Genomic DNA, 19,622 nt, shown 5'->3' on the forward strand with positions numbered 1-19,622 from the left:
CGGGCGTCGTTTCCTTGCGTTCGCTTCAGTTCTCTGCGGGGACCTGGCGGTTCCCGCCGGGCCTCAGAGCATCGGCTCGAACTGGCAGTGCACGAGCATCTCGGAGACCGAGGCGTTGTTCGGCAGCATGAGTGCGGTTTCCACCATGCCGGCGATGTCGTCCGGCTGGCTCATCTCGTGGCGGGGGATCTCGTCGTCGTTGAGCGTCATGTCGGTGGCAACGTAGCCCGGGCAGATCACCGTTGCCCGGATGCCGGCCGCGCGTCCCTCCCGGCGAATGCCGTGGGTGAGTGCAACAATTGCGAACTTGGTCATGGCGTAGCCGACGTTGCTCCCCACGCGCTTTCCGGAGAGGGACCCCAGATTGATAACCCGGCCGTGACCGCAGACGGCCAAATGAGGGAGGGTGGCTCTGACGAGGCGCAGCGGACCCTTGACGTTGACGCGCCACATTTCATCCAGCTCGTTCTCGCCTTCGTCGGAGACACGGACCCTCGGATTGATGCCGGCGGTGTTGACGATGGCGTCGACGCCGCCCCACCGCGCAACCGTTGCGTTGACCCAGGAGCCCGGGCTCCTGGCGTCCTCGGCATCATAGCGGTGCGTCATGAGCCTCTCGCTCTCGGGGAGGCGGCTTGGATCGCGAAGCCCGGCCGATACCCGGAAGCCCGAGGCCAGGAGCCGTTCGACGACGGCGCGTCCGATGCCGCGCGAGGCCCCGGAGACCATGACGATCCGATTGCCGACTTCCAACATCCTGATCCGTCTCCCATGGGCGAGCGAAGAGCCTCGGAAAATCTAAGGGGATACGTGCGGCGACGAGTAAGAGAAATTCACTCTGCCTGCATCGGCTGTGCTTATGGCTCGCGCCCCCGACGACGTTCGGGCGGGATATTGGATGTCCTTATGAGGGCAGAACAAATCTGCTGTATGCCTGCCTCGGCCTCCGCACGTAACTTTCTGCCGCTCTGGCTGACGGCAAGAGAACCTTGCGGATGGGATTTTCGGACTATCGAACGGCGTTGGTGACGGGCGCATCCTCAGGTATCGGGGCTGCGACGGTTCGGCGCCTCCGCGCCGAGGGGCTCGAGGTGCACGCACTGGCGCGCGACGTTCGCCGGCTGGCCGGCCTGTCGGCCGAGACCGGATGTCGTACATGCGCGGTCGATGTGAACGATCTCGACGCCCTGAATCATCTTGCGAGCTCGGCCGAATTCGATGTCCTCGTCAACAATGCCGGCCAGTCGCGGCGTGGCAATATCCTGGATACGACGCCTGATGATGTCGACACCCTGGTCGACGTCAATCTGCGCGCGGTCCTGCACCTGACGCGGTTGATCGCTCCGGGCATGGCGAGGCGCAATCGCGGCCACGTGGTCAACGTCTCGTCGATCGCCGGCCACTATGCTTTCGGCGAGAATGCCACGACATTCAATTCATCCGTGGCCTATCACGCGACGAAGGCGGGCATTCATTCGCTGTCGCAGCAATTGCGCGTCGATCTTTACGGCACCTGCGTTCGCGTCACCGAAGTCTCGCCCGGGCGGGTGGCGACGAGCATCTTCCAGAACCAGAACGCCGCCGACAACCCGGATGCCCGCTTCGTCGGCGGCTTCGAGACTTTGCAGTCCGAAGACGTCGCAGATGCCATTGCGTTCGCGGTGGGGTCGCCGGCGCGGATGAACGTCGCGACGATCGAGGTCGTACCCACGTTCCAGGTCGTCGGCGAATTGCGATTTGCGAGCCGATCCGAGGCCGCACGTTTGAAAGAGATGAGAAGTGGAGCTGACAATGCCTGAACTCGCAAACCGCCTCAAAACCGTGAAGGTGTCGGCCTCGGCGGCGATGACGGACAAGGCGCGAGAGCTCCGCGCCGCGGGCGTCAAGATCGTGGGCTTGTCGTCCGGCGAGCCCGATTTTCCGACGCCGCCGCATGCGATCGAGGCTGCACATCGGGCGGCTCTTGCCGGCGATACCAAATATCCGGCGCAGCCGGGGACCGTTGCCCTGCGGACCGCCGTCCAGCGCAAGTTCAAGCGCGAGAACAATCTCGACTATGCCCTCGACGAGATCCTGATCGCCAATGGCGGCAAGCAGATCATCTTCAACGCGCTGTTCGCGACCTGCAATCCCGGCGACGAGGTCGTCATCCCGGCGCCGGGCTGGATCACCTATGCGGACATCGTTCTTCTGGCGGAGGCGACGCCCGTCGCGGTGCCGTGCCCGGAGAACAACCAGTTCAAGCTCCGTCCGGCAGACCTTGAGGCGGCGATCACGCTCAGGACGAAGTGGCTGATCCTTAATTTTCCCAACAATCCGACCGGCGCGGCATGCACCCGCGAGGAGATGCGCGCGATCGCCGACGTCATGCTGAAGCACCCTGACGTCTGGATCCTCACCGACGACATCTACGAACATCTCACCTATGACGGTTTCGAGTTCTGCACCATCGCCGAGGTTGAGCCGAAGCTGAAGAATCGCGTCGTGACCGTGAACGGCGCGTCCAAGGCCTACGCCATGACCGGCTGGCGGGTCGGCTATTGCGGCGGCCCCAAGGACCTGATCGCGGCGATGAACAATGTCCACGGTCAGGCGACCGGCGGAATCTGCACGGTGAGCCAGGCCGCGGCCGTCGCGGTCCTGGACGGGCCGCAGGACTACCTGAAGGAACGCGCTGACATTTATCGCGACCGGCGCGATCTGGTGGTCAAGCTCCTCAACCAGATTCCCGGCATCACTTGCCACAAGCCGGAGGGGGCCTTCTACGTGTTTCCCAACATCACGGGCTGCATCGGCAAGACCACGAAGGGCGGGCGACGGCTGGAAACCGATGCCGACTTCATCTCGGCGCTACTGGAGGAGCAGCATGTCGCTGCGGTACCCGGGGGCGCATACGGCATGAGCCCATATTTCCGCATTTCCTACGCGACCGATACCGAATCGCTGAAGGAAGGCTGCCGCCGTATCGCGAGCTTCTGCGAAGGCCTGCGCTGACCGGGCATCGATATGTCAGGAGGCTTGGCCCTCGGCGGAGAAGGAAAGATGCACCCGGCGGCATTCGTCGACCAAGATCGGAGCAGTATGCCGAACCAATTGTCATAATCGTTCCTAATGCCCCTAAACGAAGATGTTCTTGGTCCTGTAGGATGTCGACGCATAAGCTTTGTGCAAAGAGGGGTATTGCCTTGGTATCGCGCAGTCGAGGACGGCCAGCGATGACCACCAGCGACGATGCGGTGGCGGTCTTAGGTGTTCAAGCTCCACCGGTCACCGGGCGGGCATCGCGGTGGCGTCTGGCTCTGCCGGTCGGGCTTCTCGCCGTCCCGATGCTGGCATTCCTGACGTACTTCTTCTTCTATCCGGCGCTGGGACTGCTGTTCTCGAGCATCCAGACGCAGGACAGCCGCGGCATCATCGGCCGTCCCTTCACCCTTGCGCACTACGCCCGTCTGATCAACGTCGAGCTCTACGCCCGCGTGCTCTGGACGACGCTGCGGATCAGCATCATCACCTCCGCGCTCGCGACGGTGCTCGCCTATCCGGTTGCGCTGGTGATGGTCAAAAGCCGTCCGATGGTCACGCGCATCATCACCTTGATCGTCATCGCGCCCCTGATCGTCAGCGTGGTCGTTCGTGGATACGGCTGGCAGCTCGTGCTCCAGAACGGTCCGAAGGGCATGCTGAACTGGATCCTGATGACGCTGCATATCGTCGATGCGCCGATATCGGTCCTCTACACCGAGGTCGCCGTCGTCATTGGGTCGCTGCATGTGTTCTTCCCGATGATGGTTCTGCCGCTGGCCTCGGCGCTCGGCAAGATCGATCCCAACCTCGAAGACGCAGCCCGGATGCTGGGCGCGCCGTGGTGGAAGGTATTTCTTCGCGTGACGCTGCCGTTGAGCATGCCGGGCTTCGTGGCGGGCTTTACCCTGGTGTTCTCGCTCACCGCCGGCTCCTTCGTCATTCCAGCGATCCTGGGCGGGGCTTCGGCGGTCATGCTCGGCAATCTGATCGAGCAGCAGATCTTCGTCGTCTATGACTGGCCGTTCGGCGCCGCGATTGCCGTCGTTCTCGTCGGCCTGGTCCTCGCGGTCAACGGCGTCTCGATGTGGCTTCTGGAAGGACGGCGTCTCAGGAGGCCCGACTGATGGACGAGCGGTTTTCCGGCTTCGGCGCCTTCATCCTCTACACCATCACCGCCGGCATGATGCTGTTCATCCTGGCGCCGCTGCTCCTCGTCATGGCGGTGTCGGTTTCCGATTCCTATTTCGTGACGTTCCCGCCGCAGGGCTTCACGCTGAAATGGTATGCCAAGGTTCTCCAGGACCGCGACTTCCTCGAGGCGATGCGGCTGAGCATTCTGCTCGCGCTCGGCACGACGGCGGGCTCGCTGCTGTTCGGCGTGCCCGCGGCTTTTGCGCTGGTCCGTGGCAGGTTCTTTGGCCTGGCGGCGATCAAGGGTTTCTTGCTGTCGCCGCTGATTTTCCCGGCGCTGGTCACGGGCCTGGCGCTGCTTCAGGTCCTGACCAAGCTCGGATCGCAGGATGCGCGGCTCAACCTCCTGATCGGGCATGTGGTCGTGACGTCGCCCTATGTGATCCGCACCGTCGTCACCAGCCTCCAGCTGGTGGATGAGAACCTGGAGGATGCGGCGCGGACCCTCGGCGCAAACCGGCTGACGACATTCTGGCGCGTGACGCTGCCGCAGATCGCCTCGGGCGTCGCCGCCGGCGGGCTGTTCGCCTTCATGGTGTCCTTCGACAATTATCCGGTCACGATGTGGCTGGCGAACTCGGAATATTCGCCCGTGCCGCTCGCGCTGATGCGGCAACTGGTCAACGTCTTTGATCCTTCCGTGCCGGCGATGTCGACGATCATCATCCTGATGGCGATGGTCGGCGTGCTCCTGCTGGAGAAACTGGTCGGCCTTCGCCGCGCGCTGGCTGCCTGATGTGCATTGGTAGATGGAGATTGGACCCATGAAGCTGACACGTAGGACTCTCATTAAAGCCGGTGCATCCGCGGTAGCCTTCCCGACGATCATCAGCCGATCGTGGGCGCAGGACGCCAAGCAACTGCACGTCGGCGTCTACAACTCCGCGCTGGGCAAGTTGATCCAGAAGGAGGTCATTCCGAAATTCGAGGCCGAGTTCAAATGCCGCGTCTTCACGATCGAAGGCGCCACGCTCTCCAACATCGCCGCCCTCCGTGCCACGCGCGATACGCCGCGCTTCAGCATGATGATGATGGACGATGTCGGCATCCCCCAGGCCAAGCAGGAAGGGCTGATCGACAAGCTCGATGCCGCCAAGATTCCGAATCTTGCCAAGGTCTATCCGCGCTATCTGTTCGAAGAGGATTATGGCGTCGGCTTCTCGATCTCGAGCGCGGCCCTGTTCATCAATCCACAGGTGACGAAGCCGATCGAAAGCTACGAGCAGATCTTCGACGCAAAATACCGCAAGCAGATATTGCTCAACACGCCAAAGAACACCCAGAGCGTGCTGATGCTGATCGTGGCGACGGCGCTGACGACGGGCAAGTCGCTGAAGGAAGCGCAATATCTCGTCGATAGCGGCTGGGACAAGCTCGCGACCCTCAAGCCCAACGTCCTCACGATCTACGACAGCGAGGCGCAGGTGCTCCAGGTGGCCCAGGGCCAGGCGACGATCGGCGGTATCGAATATTCGAAGGCCATCTATCCGCACACGGCCAAGGGCATGCCGCTCGACATGACGTTCCCCAAGGAAGGCGCCTTCACCGGCATCAACAGCATGACGCTGGTCAAGAATGCGCCGGAGCCCGAGCTTGCCTGTGCCCTGATCAACCGTATTCTCGAGCCATCGGTCGCCAAGATGCTGTCCGAGCAGACGCTCAGCGCGCCGTCGGTGAGCGGCATCGACTTCAAGCCGGAGACGGCCAAGTTCCTGGCCTATCCCGACACCAAGGCCGCCGATCTCGGACTGTTCACGCCGGATTGGAAGTTCATCGTTCCACGCCGCGGCCCGTGGCTGGAGCGCTATAATCAGGTGTTCACGAGCTAGGACAGGTTGTCATGAGGTCTTCCGAAGTCAGGCTTGACCACCTGGTCAAGGAATACAACCGCACCGTTGCAGTCGACGACGTCTCGCTCACGATCGAGCCCGGCCATATGGTCGCGCTGCTCGGTCCGAGCGGATGCGGCAAGACGACCTGCTTGCGCATGATCGCCGGGCTGATCCGCCCGACATCCGGCGATGTCTTCGTCAACGACCAGAAGATGACCGGCGTTCCCGTGCATCGCCGCAATGTCGGGATGCTGTTCCAGAACTACGCGCTGTTTCCTCATCTGACCGTCGAGGAGAACATCGCCTTCGGCCTCGAGATGCGCGGGATCTCCAAGGCCGATGCCGCAAGGAAGGTCGGCGAAGCCCTCAATCTCGTCCAGCTGTCCAGCTTCGGGAAGCGCTATCCGGCGCAACTCTCAGGCGGCCAGCAGCAGCGCGTCGCATTGGGACGGGCCCTGGTGATCGAGCCGGCCATGCTGCTGCTCGACGAGCCGCTCGGGGCGCTCGACAAGGGGCTTCGCGAGAGCATGCAGGTCGAGCTGCGCGCCCTTCAGCGCAGGCTCGGTCTGACCACCGTGATGGTGACCCACGATCAGGACGAAGCCCTGACGATGGCTGACAAGATCGTGGTGATGCGCGATGGCAAGCTCGAACAGGTCGGCTCTGCGACGGAAATCTACCAGCGCCCGACCTCGAAATTCGTTGCGCAGTTCATCGGCGCGTCGAATCTGTTCGAAGGACCCGTCGAGCAGCGCAACGGGAGCGGGGCGCTCGTTCGTGTCTCGCCCGAATTGAGCCTTCAGGTCGACCAGATCCCGCAATCGGCAGGCGACGTAATGGTCTCGATCAGGCCGGAAGCGATCGTGGTCGAGCGCGTTGGCCAGAGCCCGGCGGCGCAACGCGCCAACAGCGTGATGGCGCGTGTCGACCAGGCCATCTATCGCGGGTTCGTCAGTCACTACTATCTCAAGACGCCGAGTGGCGGCCAGATCATCGTATTCGAGCAGAACCAATCGCAGCAGGCCGGTCTTCGATACGCGGTGGGCGAGGAGGTCGTGGCGCGGTGGGAATCGCCCAGCAATCACGTCATCGCGCGTCACTGAAGCAGGGGACGAGCGCGGCGTCTTGCGGGCAATCGACATCCCTTATACCCGCAGACGAACATCGTCTTGGATCGGCTTGTGTCGCTTGGCTAGATTTGATCGTGGCAGCGCCACGGGCGTTCGACCAGCGAGGCCCTTTTGTCGATTAATCAGCCCAACGCTCCCTTTGTCGGCACGATCGAGAAAAGCCCGAAGATCAGCCTGATCGGCACGCTTGCGATGCTGGTCGAGGCGCCGGGTGATTTCGACCTGGTGCAGCAAGGACGCATCTGGGCTTTTGCGGATGCGGTTTCGACCTGGCCCGACGTCCAGGAGGCCGTCATAGGCGTCACCAATGTGATGCTCGTCTTCGAGCAGCCGCCGGCGGATATCGGCATGCTCAGCGCTTCAATCGTCGAATTGTGGCATCGCGTGCCGAGTCGCAAGGCCGACGGCAAGCTCATCGAGATCCCCGTCGTCTATGGCGGGGAGCTCGGCTTCGACTTGCCGGCGGTTGCGGACCGTGCCGGATTGTCCGCGCGTGACGTCATCCGGATTCACAGTGAAGGCGAATACACCGTCTGCGCGGTCGCGAGCTCGCCGGGGTTCGGCTACCTCCACGGCCTCGATCCGCGCATCTATATGCCGCGCAAATCCGTGCCGTCGCTCAACATGCGCGCAGGTTCGGTGACGATCGGCGGAATGCAGACCGGCGTGGCGGTGCTGACAAGCCCGAACGGATGGAACGCGATCGGATGGGCCTCGGTTGCGATGTTCGATCCGAAGTCCGAGCAACCGTCGCTCATGCTCCCGGGCGACCGTGTCCGATTCAGAATCGATCGGGTCGAGCTGTGATCGAGATATTGGCCAGCCCCGCCTTCAACACCATCCAGGATCTTGGTCGCCACGGCGCGCGTCGTTTCGGTGTGAGCACGTCGGGCGCCATGGATCCGGTCGCGCTCGCCGCCGGCAACGCGCTGCTCGGCAATGACGACAATGCGGCTGGCATCGAGATCCAGACCTTTCCGTTCCGCCTGCGCTTCCAGACAGATGCCGCGTTTGCGCTCACTGGCGCGGATCACGATTCGACCCTGGCGGGGTCAACCGTCCGGCCGTGGTGGTGCATGCAGGCCAGGGCGGGCGAGGTTCTCGCGATCACCGCGCCGCGGCGTGGCGCGCGGATCTACGCGACGTTCGGCGGGGGCATCGATGTTCCGCGCGTGCTGGGCTCACGGAGCACGCATCTGCGCGGCGGCTTCGGCGGGCTTGAGGGCCGTACCTTGCAGGCCGGCGACGTCGTGCCGATCGGGTGTTCGCCGCACAGAAGCGACGGCCGCTTCGGCTTCGGCGTCGCGCCGCCGGATGTCGCGATCGCGAGCGCGGCTCCCGCGGATGACCGCGTGCTGCGGATACGTGTCCTGCGGGCCGGCGAGTATGATTTGTTTTCGGAGGCGATGCAGGCGGCGTTCTGGTCCACGACGTGGAAGATCAGCGCCCAGAGCGACAGAGGCGGCTATCGTCTCACTGGCGGCAAGCTGACATTGGACGCACCCGTCGAGATGCGCTCGCATGGCGTCGTGACTGGCGTCGTGCAGGTGCCGCCGAGCGGCGAGCCGATCATCCAGATGAGCGACGCCAACACGGCCGGTGGCTATCCGAAGATGGCAGCCGTGATCCAGGCCGATCTCTGGCGCCTCGGCCAGGCGGCGCCGGGCTCGTTCATCGCCTTCAACGAGGTGAGCTACCAGGACGCGGTCGCGGCCATGGCTCCCGTCAACGATTACCTCGCGAAGTTGCGTGCGACCGTGGATCTCTATCGAGCGCTCTAGCGCATGATCCGGAAAAGCGTGAAGCTGTTTTCCGAAAAGATCATGCTCAAGCACAAGTGGACGTCAACAATAACAAGAGCAGGGTACGAACATGAAAATCGGCATCAATTCGGACATGGGCGAAGGCTTCGGTAATTATCGCATCTGCGATGACGAGGCGCTGATGGGCATCATCTCGTCCGCCAACGTGGCGTGCGGCTTCCACGCCGGCGATCCCATCATCATGGATCGCATGGTTCGCCTGGCGAAGCAGAAGGGGGTCGAGGTCGGTGCCCATCCGGGCCTGCCCGATCTGCTCGGGTTTGGCCGCCGCGTGATCCAGATGGATGCCGCCGAGCTGGAGAAGCACATGGTCTATCAGATCGGCGCCTTGCAGGCGATCGCGGCCAATGCGGGTCACCGCGTGACTCATGTCAGCTTCCACGCGGCGATGGGCAACATGGTCAACGCCGACCCTGATATGGCCGATGTCGTCGCTCGCGCGATTGCGACCATCAATCGCGATTTCATCGTGTTCTCGCAGCCGGATGCCGCGATCGTGCACGCCGCGCGCAAGGTGGGGCTGCGTATCCTCACTCTGTTCCTGGCCGACCGCGCCTATGACGAGAACGGCCATCTGGTGTCCCGCAAGCTTCCCAACTCCGTCATCACGTCCACCGAAGCCGTGGCCGAACGGGTCAAGCGCTTTCTCGATAGTGGCACCGTGCGGACGATCGAGGGCAAGTCGATCAAGGTCGAGGCGCGCTCGATCCTGATCCACAGTGACACGCCTGGATCGGTCAACCTCGCCGGCACGGTGCGCCGCGTGATCGAGCAGGGCGGCGGCGAAGTCACGCCCGCAACGGTCCTGCTCAATTGATCGAGCTGCCCTCGGGCAACGGGCGGATGCGCGCGATCGCGGTGCCGTAGCCGACCGTTGCGCCGGGCTCCGCGATCACGGCATCGACGATGCCGGTGGCGGGCGCCACGATGGGCGCATACAGCAAGCCGATCCTGACGAGGCCGACGATCGCGCCGGCCTCGACCCGTTGACCCGGTGCGACGAACGGCCTGTCCCGCCAGGGATGGGCCGTGAGGAAATGCCCTGCGACGTCGGCTTTGGCGATAACGGAATGGTCGACAGCCGGGGTCGCAGGCATCGGTGACTCTGCCATGCGTGGGCCGGTGTCGACGACAAGCTTCAGGGATTGGCCGGGCTGCTCGATTTCGATCGTGGCGACGCCGGACCTTTCGAGGATTTGCGCGAGATGCGCGATCTCGGTCAGCTCTATCGGCATGTTCTGATCTCCTCGATAAGACGCACATGGGTCCTGAGCCGCTCGAGATACGCTGACATCTCGGCCTCGGCCGCAAGTGCATCGGCGTAAGCCGTCTGCTCGAACCGCAGCTTGCTGCCGAGCCGCGCCTGCCCGACGCGCCACAGGTCAGCCCGGATCACGGTTGCGATCTTCGGATAGCCGCCGGACGTCTGGGCGTCGCGCATCTGGATGATCGGCTGCCCGTTCGGCGGAATCTGGATCACGCCGGGCACGATGCCGTGCGAGCGCTTCTCGATCGGCGATTTCGGCTTCACGGCGGGGCCCTGCAGGCGATAGCCGTAACGGTTGCTCTGCGGCGTGATCTTCCAGCGACTGGACCAGAACAGCGCCTGCGTGGCGGCGTCGAACCCGTCATATTCGCCGGCGATCACGACCCTGACGACGGTCTCGTCTGCGGCAGCGTTCGGCCGCACCAGCGTGATCTCGGCCGGCTGGACCCCGAGATCCCCAATGATCGCGGGCGAAGCGTCGCAGGGCAGAATGTCCCCGGGCTGGAGCGGCCGTCCGTGCCAGCCGCCGAACTCGCCGCGAAACTGCGTGCTGCGGGAGCCCAGCACCATGGGCACGTCGATGCCGCCGCCGAATGCCAGATAGCTTCGTGCGCCGCGGGGCATCGCCTTGATGATCAGGATATCGCCGGCGCGGGCGTGCGAACGCCACCATGGCGGAATCGCGCGTCCTGCGATCTCGGCCTCGACATCGGCGCCGGTGAGCGCAAAGGCCAAGTCCCGGTCGAAACGAAGCTTGAACGGCAGCATCGGGATTTCGATGCCGGCCGCGTTCTCGTCGTTGCCGAGAAGGATGTTGCCGGTACGCAGGGCGACATCGTCCATCGCGCCCGACGTGCCGACCCCGAAGCGATACTGGTCGAAGCGGCCGAGATCCTGGACGCTGGCAGGCCCTGTGACTGACAGGATCTCGATCACCGGATCACCCGTTCGATCTCGAAGCGGATGGTGTCGCCCGGTGCGAGTGCGGCCGGCGTCGGCCAGGACGGATCGAAGAAGGTCCAGCTGGTATGTCCGATGGCGTGCCAACCGCTCGGTCCGGGCGAAGCGGAGACCCCGGTCTGCGATCCGCCGATCGACACTGAGCCGCCCGCGGAGCGTTGCAGCGGTGTCTGCCGTCGCGGCATGGTGATGCGCGGGTCCATGCCGCCGAGATAGCAATAGCCGGGATGGCTGCCGAGTGCGAACACCGTGTACAGCGGGGCGGCATGGATCGAGATCACGTCGTCGACGGACAGGCCGCAATGGTCGGCCACGGACTGAAGCTGCGATCCGATCTCGCCGCCATAAGTCACCGGCAGCCTGATCTCGCGGCCGCCGATCGCGAGGCCTTCTGCCGCGTCCCAGCCGTCGTTGAGCGCGGCAATCAAGGTGTCGAGCTCGCAGGGCGGCGTGTCGAAGGTCAGCATCAAGTTGGTGATGCCGGGAATGGCCTCGCGGATTCCTGGCCATTTCGATGCGGTGGCCGCCAGCGACCAGATGCGCCGCTGGTGCGGCAGGTCGAATGTGCCGGGCGCCTCGAACAGGAGGGCCGATGTGCCGAGCAGGCTGATCCGCGGCCGGTCCGGCGTCGTCATGGCGCGGCCACCCGCGCGTTCATCCAGTGTTCGAGATGATGGATGTCGTAGCCGCCGCGGCAGAACGCCGGATCGGCGAGGATCGCCTGGTGCAACGGCACGTTGGTTCGGATGCCTTCGGCGCGCAGCTCGGACAAGGCGACCCGGGCACGCGCGAGCGCTTCCTCACGGGTACTGCCATGGGCGATGAGCTTGCCGATCAGCGAGTCGTAGTGACGGGGAACGGTGGCGCCGGCGGTGATGTGCGAATCGACGCGGATGCCGATGCCGCCGGGAATGTCCCAGCGGGTCACCGTGCCGGGCGAGGGCGCGAAGGTTGAGGGGTCTTCGGCATTGATGCGGAATTCGACGGCATGGCCGACACGGGCAATGTCGCCTTGCGCAATCCCCAGCGGCTCGCCTTGCGCGATGCGGATCTGCTCTTTGACGATGTCGATCCCCGTCGTCATCTCGGTGACGGGATGCTCGACCTGGACACGCGTGTTCATCTCGATGAAGAAGAACTGCCCGTCCTCGTAGAGGAACTCGAACGTGCCGGCGCCGCGATAGCCGATCCGCCGGCACGCCTCGACGCAGCTTGTGCCGACCCGCTCGATCAGCGCGCGATCGATGCCGGGCGCGGGGGCTTCCTCGACCACCTTCTGGTTCCTGCGCTGGAGCGAGCAGTCGCGGTCGCCGAGCCAGAGATGATTGTCGTGCTGGTCGCACAGCACCTGAATCTCGATATGGCGGGGCTTTTCGAGGAATTTCTCGATGTAGACCGCTGCGTTCTTGAAGGCCTTGCTGGCTTCGGCGCGGGTCAGCGCCAGCGCCTCGTCCAGCGCGGCTTCGCTGCGCACGATCCGCATGCCGCGCCCGCCGCCGCCGCCGGCGGCCTTGATGATAACAGGATATCCGATGTCTCGGGCGATCGCGCGAACCTCGGCCGGATCATTCGGCAGGGCACTGTCCGGCCCCGGCACGCAAGGCACGCCCGCCAGTCGCATCGCGCGCTTGGCCGCGACCTTGTCGCCCATGGTCCGGATACAATCCGCCGGAGGGCCGATGAAGGTGAGGCCCGCGCGCGTAATCCGATCGGCGAACTCCGCGCTCTCCGAGAGGAAGCCGTAACCGGGATGGATCGCCTGGGCGCCACTGACCTCGGCTGCGAGCAGGATTGCCGCAATGTTGAGATAGGTGCCGCTCGCCGGCGCGGGCCCGATGCAGAGTGCCTCATCGGCGAGTGCGACATAGCGTGCGTCGCGGTCCGCCTCCGAGTGAACGACGACCGTCTTGAGGCCCATCGCCCGACAGGCGCGCTGGATGCGAAGCGCGATCTCGCCGCGATTGGCGATCAGGACCTTGTCGAACATCAGGGCGAACCCACAGCACCGATCCGGAACAGGGCTTGCCCGGCTTCGATCTCGTCACCGTTCTCCGCGAGGATGGCAAGCACGACACCGGGCGCTTCGGCGGCGATGTCGATGAAGGTCTTCATCGCTTCGATGATGCAGATCTTCTGCCCGGCCTCGATCCGCGCGCCGACCTCGACCAGGGGCGGCTCGTCCGGCGCAGCGGCCCGGTAGAAGACGCCGTGCATCGGTGCCGGCACGACGACGTCGGCGGCAGCGTCGGGAGCAGGGTTTTCCTGGTGATCGAGAGCAGGGGCCTCGACCTCAAACCCGGTTGCAGGCTGTGCCGGGGCCGCAGGCGCTCCTGCAGGCGCGCGCTTGAGGATGCGAATGCGGGTGCCATCTTGCGTGAGCTCCAGCTCCGCGATGGCGGAGCGCGTCACGAGATCGACGAGTTGTTCGATTTTGGCGAGATCCACAGTCACGCTCCGCGTTGACGGCCTGCCGAGTTCGGGGCGTTCATGCGTCACTCGGCCGGCGGCCGGCTCTTCTGTGCAAAATTGAGGCCGCCGACGACCTGCTGGGTCGGCAGGACTTCCATGAAGGCGACATTCATGCGCGCCGGTGATCCGACCGCGAATGCGATCGAATTGGCGATGTCCTCGGGCTGAAGCGCATCATAGTCGTCGAAGAAGCGACGCTTGGCTTCAGCCAGATCACCGAGCAGCCGGCCGAACACCTCGGTCTCGACCCGAGCTGGCGATATCTCGGTAACGCGAACCCTGGTCCCGTAGAGGTCGACGCGCAACTGCTGCGATAGCGAATGAATGCCGGCTTTGGTGGCGTGATACACGGTGTTTCCGCCGCCAAATGCGTAGTGGCCGGCGATGGAGGAGATGTTGACGACGTGGCCTCGATCACGGTGTGCCATGCCCGGCACGACCAGCCGCGTCAGATGCAGCACCGCCCGCAGATTGACGTCGATGAGCGCGTCCACGTCTTCAGGTGTCGTGTCCAGGATATTGCCGCGCCGGGATTGGCCGGCGTTGTTGACGAGGACGTCGAACTCGGCCGACTTTGCCAGGGCCGCAAGCGCATCGAGGTCGCTGATGTCGACGGCGCAGGGTCGGCATCCGGTCTCCGCAGAGAGGGCACTCAGTCGGGTGGCGTCGCGGGCCACGGCGTAGACTTCGAGCCCTTCCGCACTCAGGCGGCGAACAGTCGCAGCCCCTATTCCGGAGGATGCGCCCGTCACCAGGGCCGTCCGATAGTCCGAAAATCCCATCCGCGGGGGCTCCTCTGCTACCGTCCGACCCGCTGGTGGCGTCGGCTGCAACGCGAGCGGCGGACGAGTTCAGCACTAGCTATAGGCCCCTCAGGTTCCCAGTGGTAAGAACAATTCCTTCTGATCCCATAGCTTCAGCCTATTGCTGCTGCACTGCTTCCTGACTGGATATCCGGAGACGCCGTATTGGATACGAAACGCTTGGAGGCCTTCATCAAGGTCGTGGATCTCGGCAGCATGACGAGCGCGGCGAAGGTGCTGAATGTGGCGCAGCCGGCGCTGAGCCAGCACATCGCGAGCCTGGAGGCCGATTTCAAGTGCAAGCTGCTCGACCGCAGCGCCCGCGGGGTCAAGCCCACCGAGGCCGGACGGATCCTCTACCGCTATGCCAAGTCGATCCAGCGTCAGATCGAAGAGGCCAGGCGCACCATTCTGGACAACAAACCGGAGCTGACCGGCAACGTCACGATCGGTCTGGCCCCGCTCAGCTCGGCGGCGTTGCTGGCGACGCCGCTGCTGATGCAGGTCCGCGCACGCTATCCCGGCATCGTGCCGCACATCTACGACAGCTCCGGGATCATGCTCAGCGAGATGATGCTGAAGGGGAGCATGGACATGGCTGTCCTGTACGGCGATCGCCCGGTGACCGGCCTCGATTACAAGCCGCTAATGCGCGAGTACTTCTATCTTGTCGCGCCCCGCAGCATCTATCCGGAGCAAATGCCTCTGGAGGAGGTTTCGGCGGCCGAGGTCGCGCAATTCGACCTGCTGCTTCCGTACCGGGAATCCTTCCTGCGGCAGACGGTCGAGCGGGTCTGCGCCGAGGTGGGACTTCGCCCGCGCATCGTCGCCGAGATCCATTCCCAGTCGACCCTCTCTTCGGCCATTGCGGCCGGCGTGGGGGCGGCAGTGCTGCCCATGTCGATCGCAAAGGAGTTGCCGAACCTCGACGAGCTCTGCATTCGGCGGATCAACGCGCCGTCGGCCTCGCAGCAGATGTCGCTTTGCATTTCCGACAATGCTGCGTTGTCCGATGCTGCATTCGCCGTCTACAAGATATTGCTCGAGATCATCGTCAAGACGTGGGGGCCGTTCGATCTCCACCTCGGCTCGGCGACCGCCGTCTTGGGCGGCGCAGCGTCGGCTCTGGATGGTCCGAAGGACGAGCCATAACGAAACACGATGCGGCAATCCTAAAATCTGAATTTGCCGCCTCAAGGCGGTTGGATATGGAGGTGTAACGAAGATTGCGACCGCAAGGAGGTTATCATGGTGCACGTGATCAGGACATTCGATCGGCCCGCCGCCGAGCTTGTCGAGCGCATCAAGAAGTTTCCTCCGTCCACCCTTCATGAGGCGCAGGGTCGATTGGGCGCCCTGACATCCCGCATCAAGCCGATCTATTCCGGGATGCGCGCCTGCGGACCGGCGCTGACGGTGAGCTGCCACCCGGCCGACAACATCATGCTGATCACGGCGATTTCGCTGGCCAAGCCCGGCGACGTGCTCGTGGTGAGCGCGGGCGATCATCCCGAGCAGGGCGGCTTCGGCGAGGTGCTGGCGACGGCCTGCGTTGCCAAGGGCATCGTCGGGCTGGTCACGGATGCCGGCGTTCGCGACGGCCTTGCAGTACGCGACACCGGCTTCAACGTCTTCTCCTACGGCCTCTGCATGAAAGGGACCGTCAAGGAAACTCTCGGCACCATCAATCAGCCGATCGTCATCGGCGGCATTGCCGTCCGTCCCGGCGATATCGTCAGTGCCGATGACGACGGCGTCGTGATCGTGCCGAAGGAGAACATCGCCGACGTCTGCGCCAAGTCGGCGGCACGCGAGGACAAGGAAGCCGGCGTGATGAAGGCGCTCAAGGCCGGCGGCGACATCCTCGAACTTTCCGGCATCGGAAAGGTGCTGGAAGCCAAGGGCTGCACGTTCGGCTAAGCGGCCCGCGCCGCACATTTGCAATGATGGGAGATCAGGTGGCAGCCATTCTCGGCTCGGGCGAGCACCGCTACCGCGTCGTCGACAATTGGGCCAAGCTGCCGGATGGCTGGCAGCTCACCGACGTTGCATCCATCGCCGTCGACAGCAAGGATCGCATCTACGTCTTCAATCGCGGCGCCCATCCGATGGTGGTGTTCGACCGCGACGGCAATTTTCTGCGCAGCTGGGGCGAGGGGCTATTCTCCCGCGCGCACGGCCTGCATATCGATGCCGACGACAATCTCTACTGCACCGACGACGGCGACCACACCGTGCGAAAATGCACGACGGACGGCAAGGTGCTGCTGACGATCGGCGTCCCCGAGAAGCCTGCGCCGTTCATGAGCGGCGATCCCTTCCATCGCTGCACTCACACGGCTTTGTCGCCGCAGGGCGAGATCTACGTCTCCGACGGCTATGGCAACGCCCGCATCCATAAATTCACGCCGGACGGCAAGCTGATCAGGAGCTGGGGCGCGCCTGGCACCGATCCTGGCCAGTTCAACATCGTGCACAATATCGTCGCCGATGCCGACGGCTGGGTCTATGTCGCCGATCGCGAGAACCATCGCGTGCAGGTGTTCGACGGCAATGGAAAATACGAGACGCAGTGGAACAATCTGCACCGGCCGTGCGCACTGTGCTGTTGCGGCGGCGGCAGGAATCCCACTTTCGTCATTGGTGAGCTCGGCCCCGCCATGCCGGTCAATCGCAAGGTGCCCAATCTGGGTCCGCGGCTGTCGATCGTCGATGCCAAGGGCAAGCGCATCGCGCGGCTCGGCGGTGAGGATGGTCCCGGTCTTGCGAGTGGAAAATTCCTCGCGCCGCATGGGATCGCGCTGGACTCCAGAGGCGACATGTATGTCGGCGAGGTCGGTGTCACCGACTGGAAGACCAACTTCCCGGACGAGGACATGCCGGACGTGGTTCGCACCTCGCGCTGCCTGCAGAAGCTGGAGCGCGTAGCTGAGGTCGCTCGTTAGAAGCTACTGGCCGGCGCGCTTCCCGACGCCGGCGCAGCGCCCGCGCGATCTGTGAGAGCACTTATTCCACCGCCACGAGCGGAATCGGCAGCGCGGTGATCGACTTGATCTTCTCCATCGCGAAGCGCGAGGTGACGTTCTTGAGCGGGACGGCGTGGATCAGCTTCTTGTAGAACACGTCGTAGCTCTGCATGTCCGGGATGACCACGCGCAGCATGTAGTCGACATCGCCGGCCATCCGGTAGAACTCCATCACCTCGGGCATGGCGCTGACCGCCGCCGCGAAGCGCTTCAGCCAGGCATCGGAGTGGTCGGAGCTCTCCACGGAGACGAACACCGAGAGGCCGAGGCCGATCTTGTTCTGGTCGACCAGCGCAACGCGCTTCTGAATGACGCCATCGCCCTCGAGCCGCTGGATGCGCTTCCAGCACGGCGTGGACGACAGGCCGACCCGGTCACCGATCTCGGCCACCGAAAGCGAGGCGTCCTCCTGAAGCACCGTCAGGATCTTGCGGTCGATGGCATCGAGGCGACGGCCAGTCTCGGCGAGCTGCAGCGCAGCGTCGGTCATGTCTTGTTACCTTTATATCGGGGGAGGCGCGGGGCCGGCACTTGGGCAGAATTGTCAGCCGTGAGGCGCGAACAGGAAGATCTCGTAAAGGTCGTCCTGATTGCCGCTCTCGTCGCCGGCCTGCGGCCGCAGCGAGCGGCGAAACCATCCGCGTGCCCGTTCGAACCGGCTGGCGAAGCCGAGATGCAGCGAGACGATGTAGCTCATGTTCACTCCGGACGACATTGTAGGGCGAGAACCCGGTAACGCTATCACGGGTGACGAGACGTTGAACATCGGCAGGCCTAGGCAACGATCAGTTTGGTTGGTTCGTACTGAAGCGGTCATGTGTCCCAGCAGAAAATTCCATGGCGACGTTTCGCGGGGGACGATTTTCATGACGTCCACCTGGCGCAAAGGCGTCGGATCAGTCGTTCGCGAGCAGCGCGAGGATGTCTGCGTGCCGCAGTTGTCGTGTGGAACCGGCGTTCAACGGTCGGCGGCATGAGTCCGACGCCGCGACAAGCATGGACATGCCCATGCTGCCGAACGATGCGTAGAGCGGGTTCCGATCGGCGCGCGCGTGCAGATGCGCTCCCGTCATGAGGCCGAGCACGAACAGGAACGCGACCGTCAGGACCAGCGGCATGATCAAGGCCTCATGCCTGCCGATATGGTCCGTCACGGCTCTCGCCTCGATCGCCCGCTCTGCGGGAGAACGAAGGTTGGTCCATTCCAGGGTGAACTCGAACATGCCGGCGCCGTGCTTGCTCTGTCGCTTCCCCTCACTTCATGTAGTCGGGCAAGGTGAAGCCGTCATAGAAGCGGTCGGCCAGGATCGCCGTCTTGAACGCCGGTGATTTGTAGCCGGCGACGATGTCCTGCGCCCAGTCGGCATTTGCGTTGGCCTTCTTCACGGCGAGAACGTTGACATAGGGCGTCGTCATCTTCTCCAGCGCGAATGCGTTGGTGAGCTTCAATCCGCTGAAGATCGCGAAATTGCCCTGAACCGCGGCGAAATCGACGTCGTCGAGCGCGCGTGGCGCCTGCGCGGCTTCCGGCGGCACGATCTTGATGCCGCCCGGATTCTTGATGACGTCGAGCTCGGTGACGTCGACCGGCTTGCTGTCGCGGATCTCGATCAGGCCGAGATCGCGCAAAACCCACAGCGCGCGCTGCAGATTGACGGGATCGTTCGGCACCGCGACGCTCGAGCCCGGCTTGATCGGCGTGCCCAGCGGATGCTTCTTCGAATAGAGCCCCATCGGAGGGGTCGGGACGTGGACGATGCCGACGAGATCGGTCTTCTGCCGCTCGTTGTAGGAATCGAGGAAGATCATGTGCTGCATCACATTGGCATCGATCTCGGACTTGAACACCGCGTTGTTGGCTTCAAGGCCGGTCGAGAACTCGACATAGCGGATTTTGTAACCCTTCTTCTTCAGCTCCGGCTCGACGCCAATCTTGAATTCGTCGATGTACGGTCCCGGCACGAAGCCGACCCGGAGCTCTTGTTTTGCGGGTTGCTGTGCCAGGGCGTCTCCGGCGGCGAGAGGAGCAAGGGCCAAAAGGCCGGAGAGGAGAAACAACGCTGTCTTCATGTCTGCTTACTGGTCTCAGGTTGGAAT

Annotated in this window: 23 protein-coding genes; 12 read left to right on the forward strand and 11 right to left on the reverse strand. The window is 63.9% G+C overall.

Going from position 1 to position 19,622, the window contains the following annotated elements; genetic code table 11:
- Nucleotides 1-63: 63 nt before the first annotated feature.
- Nucleotides 64-756: an SDR family NAD(P)-dependent oxidoreductase gene (locus NLM32_RS18920; protein WP_254130425.1), complete on the reverse strand. Its 693-nt coding sequence runs from the start codon at nucleotides 754-756 to the stop codon at nucleotides 64-66.
- A 239-nt stretch (nucleotides 757-995) separates the two neighbouring features.
- On the opposite strand from NLM32_RS18920, the gene NLM32_RS18925 reads away from it, so the two are divergent.
- From NLM32_RS18925 to NLM32_RS18965, 9 genes are all read left to right on the forward strand, one after another.
- The gene (locus NLM32_RS18925) at nucleotides 996-1,799 is read left to right on the forward strand and encodes an SDR family oxidoreductase (protein ID WP_254130426.1); all 804 of its coding nucleotides are present in this window, start codon (nucleotides 996-998) and stop codon (nucleotides 1,797-1,799) included.
- On the forward strand, nucleotides 1,792-2,994 hold the full coding sequence (locus NLM32_RS18930) for a pyridoxal phosphate-dependent aminotransferase (protein ID WP_254130427.1): 1,203 nt from the start codon (nucleotides 1,792-1,794) through the stop codon (nucleotides 2,992-2,994). The genes NLM32_RS18925 and NLM32_RS18930 overlap by 8 nt, the downstream gene beginning before the upstream one ends.
- 221 nt (nucleotides 2,995-3,215) lie before the next feature.
- Entirely contained in the window at nucleotides 3,216-4,148 is a 933-nt protein-coding gene (locus NLM32_RS18935; RefSeq protein ID WP_254130428.1) for an ABC transporter permease, read from the forward strand.
- Nucleotides 4,148-4,951: an ABC transporter permease gene (locus NLM32_RS18940; protein ID WP_254130429.1), complete on the forward strand. Its 804-nt coding sequence runs from the start codon at nucleotides 4,148-4,150 to the stop codon at nucleotides 4,949-4,951. Before NLM32_RS18935 ends, NLM32_RS18940 begins: the two co-directional genes overlap by 1 nt.
- Nucleotides 4,952-4,979: 28 nt before the next feature.
- The gene (locus NLM32_RS18945) at nucleotides 4,980-6,044 is read left to right on the forward strand and encodes an extracellular solute-binding protein (protein WP_254130430.1); all 1,065 of its coding nucleotides are present in this window, start codon (nucleotides 4,980-4,982) and stop codon (nucleotides 6,042-6,044) included.
- Between the two features lie 11 nt (nucleotides 6,045-6,055).
- Nucleotides 6,056-7,150, forward strand: coding sequence for an ABC transporter ATP-binding protein (locus NLM32_RS18950; protein WP_254130431.1), 1,095 nt, complete (start codon nucleotides 6,056-6,058; stop codon nucleotides 7,148-7,150).
- A gap of 138 nt (nucleotides 7,151-7,288) precedes the next feature.
- Nucleotides 7,289-7,984 (forward strand): 5-oxoprolinase subunit PxpB, encoded by a 696-nt coding sequence (pxpB, locus tag NLM32_RS18955; RefSeq protein ID WP_254130432.1) that lies wholly within the window; start codon nucleotides 7,289-7,291, stop codon nucleotides 7,982-7,984.
- Entirely contained in the window at nucleotides 7,981-8,958 is a 978-nt protein-coding gene (locus NLM32_RS18960) for a biotin-dependent carboxyltransferase family protein (protein ID WP_254130433.1), read from the forward strand. Before pxpB (NLM32_RS18955) ends, NLM32_RS18960 begins: the two co-directional genes overlap by 4 nt.
- 91 nt (nucleotides 8,959-9,049) lie before the next feature.
- Entirely contained in the window at nucleotides 9,050-9,817 is a 768-nt protein-coding gene (locus NLM32_RS18965; RefSeq protein ID WP_254130434.1) for a LamB/YcsF family protein, read from the forward strand.
- On the opposite strand, the gene NLM32_RS18970 is transcribed toward NLM32_RS18965, so the two are convergent.
- From NLM32_RS18970 to NLM32_RS18995, 6 genes are read right to left on the reverse strand one after another with little or no spacing between them, the layout of a single operon-like run.
- Nucleotides 9,810-10,235, reverse strand: a complete 426-nt coding sequence (locus tag NLM32_RS18970; protein ID WP_254130435.1) for an acetyl-CoA carboxylase biotin carboxyl carrier protein subunit — start codon at nucleotides 10,233-10,235, stop codon at nucleotides 9,810-9,812. The genes NLM32_RS18965 and NLM32_RS18970 overlap by 8 nt on opposite strands.
- On the reverse strand, nucleotides 10,226-11,203 hold the full coding sequence (locus tag NLM32_RS18975; protein ID WP_254130436.1) for a biotin-dependent carboxyltransferase family protein: 978 nt from the start codon (nucleotides 11,201-11,203) through the stop codon (nucleotides 10,226-10,228). The genes NLM32_RS18970 and NLM32_RS18975 overlap by 10 nt, the downstream gene beginning before the upstream one ends.
- Nucleotides 11,200-11,862, reverse strand: coding sequence for a 5-oxoprolinase subunit PxpB (gene pxpB / locus NLM32_RS18980; protein WP_254130437.1), 663 nt, complete (start codon nucleotides 11,860-11,862; stop codon nucleotides 11,200-11,202). Before pxpB (NLM32_RS18980) ends, NLM32_RS18975 begins: the two co-directional genes overlap by 4 nt.
- Complete coding sequence (gene accC, locus NLM32_RS18985; RefSeq protein WP_254130438.1) at nucleotides 11,859-13,214, reverse strand: acetyl-CoA carboxylase biotin carboxylase subunit; 1,356 nt, start codon at nucleotides 13,212-13,214, stop codon at nucleotides 11,859-11,861. Before accC ends, pxpB (NLM32_RS18980) begins: the two co-directional genes overlap by 4 nt.
- The gene (accB, locus tag NLM32_RS18990; RefSeq protein WP_254130439.1) at nucleotides 13,214-13,672 is read right to left on the reverse strand and encodes an acetyl-CoA carboxylase biotin carboxyl carrier protein; all 459 of its coding nucleotides are present in this window, start codon (nucleotides 13,670-13,672) and stop codon (nucleotides 13,214-13,216) included. Before accB ends, accC begins: the two co-directional genes overlap by 1 nt.
- A 47-nt stretch (nucleotides 13,673-13,719) precedes the next feature.
- The gene (locus NLM32_RS18995) at nucleotides 13,720-14,478 is read right to left on the reverse strand and encodes an SDR family oxidoreductase (RefSeq protein ID WP_254130440.1); all 759 of its coding nucleotides are present in this window, start codon (nucleotides 14,476-14,478) and stop codon (nucleotides 13,720-13,722) included.
- A gap of 201 nt (nucleotides 14,479-14,679) precedes the next feature.
- Between NLM32_RS18995 and NLM32_RS19000 the strand changes: the two genes are divergently transcribed.
- The 3 genes from NLM32_RS19000 to NLM32_RS19010 all read left to right on the forward strand — a co-directional run bounded on the left by NLM32_RS19000 (nucleotide 14,680) and on the right by NLM32_RS19010 (nucleotide 17,444).
- A complete protein-coding gene (locus tag NLM32_RS19000) occupies nucleotides 14,680-15,651 on the forward strand; it encodes a LysR substrate-binding domain-containing protein (RefSeq protein WP_254130441.1) in 972 nt (323 codons plus the stop codon).
- A gap of 96 nt (nucleotides 15,652-15,747) precedes the next feature.
- A complete protein-coding gene (locus tag NLM32_RS19005) occupies nucleotides 15,748-16,419 on the forward strand; it encodes a 4-carboxy-4-hydroxy-2-oxoadipate aldolase/oxaloacetate decarboxylase (RefSeq protein ID WP_254130442.1) in 672 nt (223 codons plus the stop codon).
- Between the two features lie 38 nt (nucleotides 16,420-16,457).
- Nucleotides 16,458-17,444 carry a peptidyl-alpha-hydroxyglycine alpha-amidating lyase family protein gene (locus NLM32_RS19010; protein WP_254130443.1) on the forward strand — a complete coding sequence of 329 codons (987 nt, stop codon included), beginning with the start codon at nucleotides 16,458-16,460 and terminating at the stop codon, nucleotides 17,442-17,444.
- Nucleotides 17,445-17,505: 61 nt separating this feature from the next.
- Here the strand turns inward: NLM32_RS19010 and NLM32_RS19015 are convergent, their stop codons facing one another.
- From NLM32_RS19015 to NLM32_RS19030, 4 genes are all read right to left on the reverse strand, one after another.
- Nucleotides 17,506-18,015, reverse strand: a complete 510-nt coding sequence (locus tag NLM32_RS19015; protein WP_254130444.1) for an Lrp/AsnC family transcriptional regulator — start codon at nucleotides 18,013-18,015, stop codon at nucleotides 17,506-17,508.
- A 54-nt stretch (nucleotides 18,016-18,069) separates the two neighbouring features.
- Nucleotides 18,070-18,222, reverse strand: a complete 153-nt coding sequence (locus NLM32_RS19020) for a hypothetical protein (RefSeq protein ID WP_254130445.1) — start codon at nucleotides 18,220-18,222, stop codon at nucleotides 18,070-18,072.
- A 199-nt stretch (nucleotides 18,223-18,421) separates the two neighbouring features.
- Nucleotides 18,422-18,748 carry a hypothetical protein gene (locus NLM32_RS19025; RefSeq protein WP_254130446.1) on the reverse strand — a complete coding sequence of 109 codons (327 nt, stop codon included), beginning with the start codon at nucleotides 18,746-18,748 and terminating at the stop codon, nucleotides 18,422-18,424.
- A gap of 31 nt (nucleotides 18,749-18,779) precedes the next feature.
- Nucleotides 18,780-19,595, reverse strand: a complete 816-nt coding sequence (locus tag NLM32_RS19030) for a MetQ/NlpA family ABC transporter substrate-binding protein (RefSeq protein ID WP_254130447.1) — start codon at nucleotides 19,593-19,595, stop codon at nucleotides 18,780-18,782.
- Nucleotides 19,596-19,622: the final 27 nt, after the last annotated feature.

This window comes from Bradyrhizobium sp. CCGUVB14 (genome assembly GCF_024199935.1).
In the GTDB taxonomy this organism is placed as follows: domain Bacteria; phylum Pseudomonadota; class Alphaproteobacteria; order Rhizobiales; family Xanthobacteraceae; genus Bradyrhizobium.

What these genes read in the sequence shown, in the direction of transcription:
- NLM32_RS18920 (WP_254130425.1), bottom strand. Translation starts at nt 756, where the DNA reads ATGTTGGAAGTCGGCAATCGGATCGTCATGGTCTCCGGGGCCTCGCGC.
- NLM32_RS18945 (WP_254130430.1), top strand. Translation starts at nt 4,980, where the DNA reads ATGAAGCTGACACGTAGGACTCTCATTAAAGCCGGTGCATCCGCGGTA.
- NLM32_RS19025 (WP_254130446.1), bottom strand. Translation starts at nt 18,748, where the DNA reads ATGTTCGAGTTCACCCTGGAATGGACCAACCTTCGTTCTCCCGCAGAG.
- accC (WP_254130438.1), bottom strand. Translation starts at nt 13,214, where the DNA reads ATGTTCGACAAGGTCCTGATCGCCAATCGCGGCGAGATCGCGCTTCGC.
- NLM32_RS19020 (WP_254130445.1), bottom strand. Translation starts at nt 18,222, where the DNA reads ATGAGCTACATCGTCTCGCTGCATCTCGGCTTCGCCAGCCGGTTCGAA.
- NLM32_RS18970 (WP_254130435.1), bottom strand. Translation starts at nt 10,235, where the DNA reads ATGCCGATAGAGCTGACCGAGATCGCGCATCTCGCGCAAATCCTCGAA.
- NLM32_RS18965 (WP_254130434.1), top strand. Translation starts at nt 9,050, where the DNA reads ATGAAAATCGGCATCAATTCGGACATGGGCGAAGGCTTCGGTAATTAT.
- NLM32_RS19030 (WP_254130447.1), bottom strand. Translation starts at nt 19,595, where the DNA reads ATGAAGACAGCGTTGTTTCTCCTCTCCGGCCTTTTGGCCCTTGCTCCT.
- NLM32_RS18930 (WP_254130427.1), top strand. Translation starts at nt 1,792, where the DNA reads ATGCCTGAACTCGCAAACCGCCTCAAAACCGTGAAGGTGTCGGCCTCG.
- NLM32_RS18940 (WP_254130429.1), top strand. Translation starts at nt 4,148, where the DNA reads ATGGACGAGCGGTTTTCCGGCTTCGGCGCCTTCATCCTCTACACCATC.
- NLM32_RS18925 (WP_254130426.1), top strand. Translation starts at nt 996, where the DNA reads ATGGGATTTTCGGACTATCGAACGGCGTTGGTGACGGGCGCATCCTCA.
- pxpB (WP_254130437.1), bottom strand. Translation starts at nt 11,862, where the DNA reads ATGACGACGCCGGACCGGCCGCGGATCAGCCTGCTCGGCACATCGGCC.
- NLM32_RS18995 (WP_254130440.1), bottom strand. Translation starts at nt 14,478, where the DNA reads ATGGGATTTTCGGACTATCGGACGGCCCTGGTGACGGGCGCATCCTCC.
- NLM32_RS19005 (WP_254130442.1), top strand. Translation starts at nt 15,748, where the DNA reads ATGGTGCACGTGATCAGGACATTCGATCGGCCCGCCGCCGAGCTTGTC.
- NLM32_RS19015 (WP_254130444.1), bottom strand. Translation starts at nt 18,015, where the DNA reads ATGACCGACGCTGCGCTGCAGCTCGCCGAGACTGGCCGTCGCCTCGAT.
- NLM32_RS18935 (WP_254130428.1), top strand. Translation starts at nt 3,216, where the DNA reads ATGACCACCAGCGACGATGCGGTGGCGGTCTTAGGTGTTCAAGCTCCA.
- NLM32_RS18950 (WP_254130431.1), top strand. Translation starts at nt 6,056, where the DNA reads ATGAGGTCTTCCGAAGTCAGGCTTGACCACCTGGTCAAGGAATACAAC.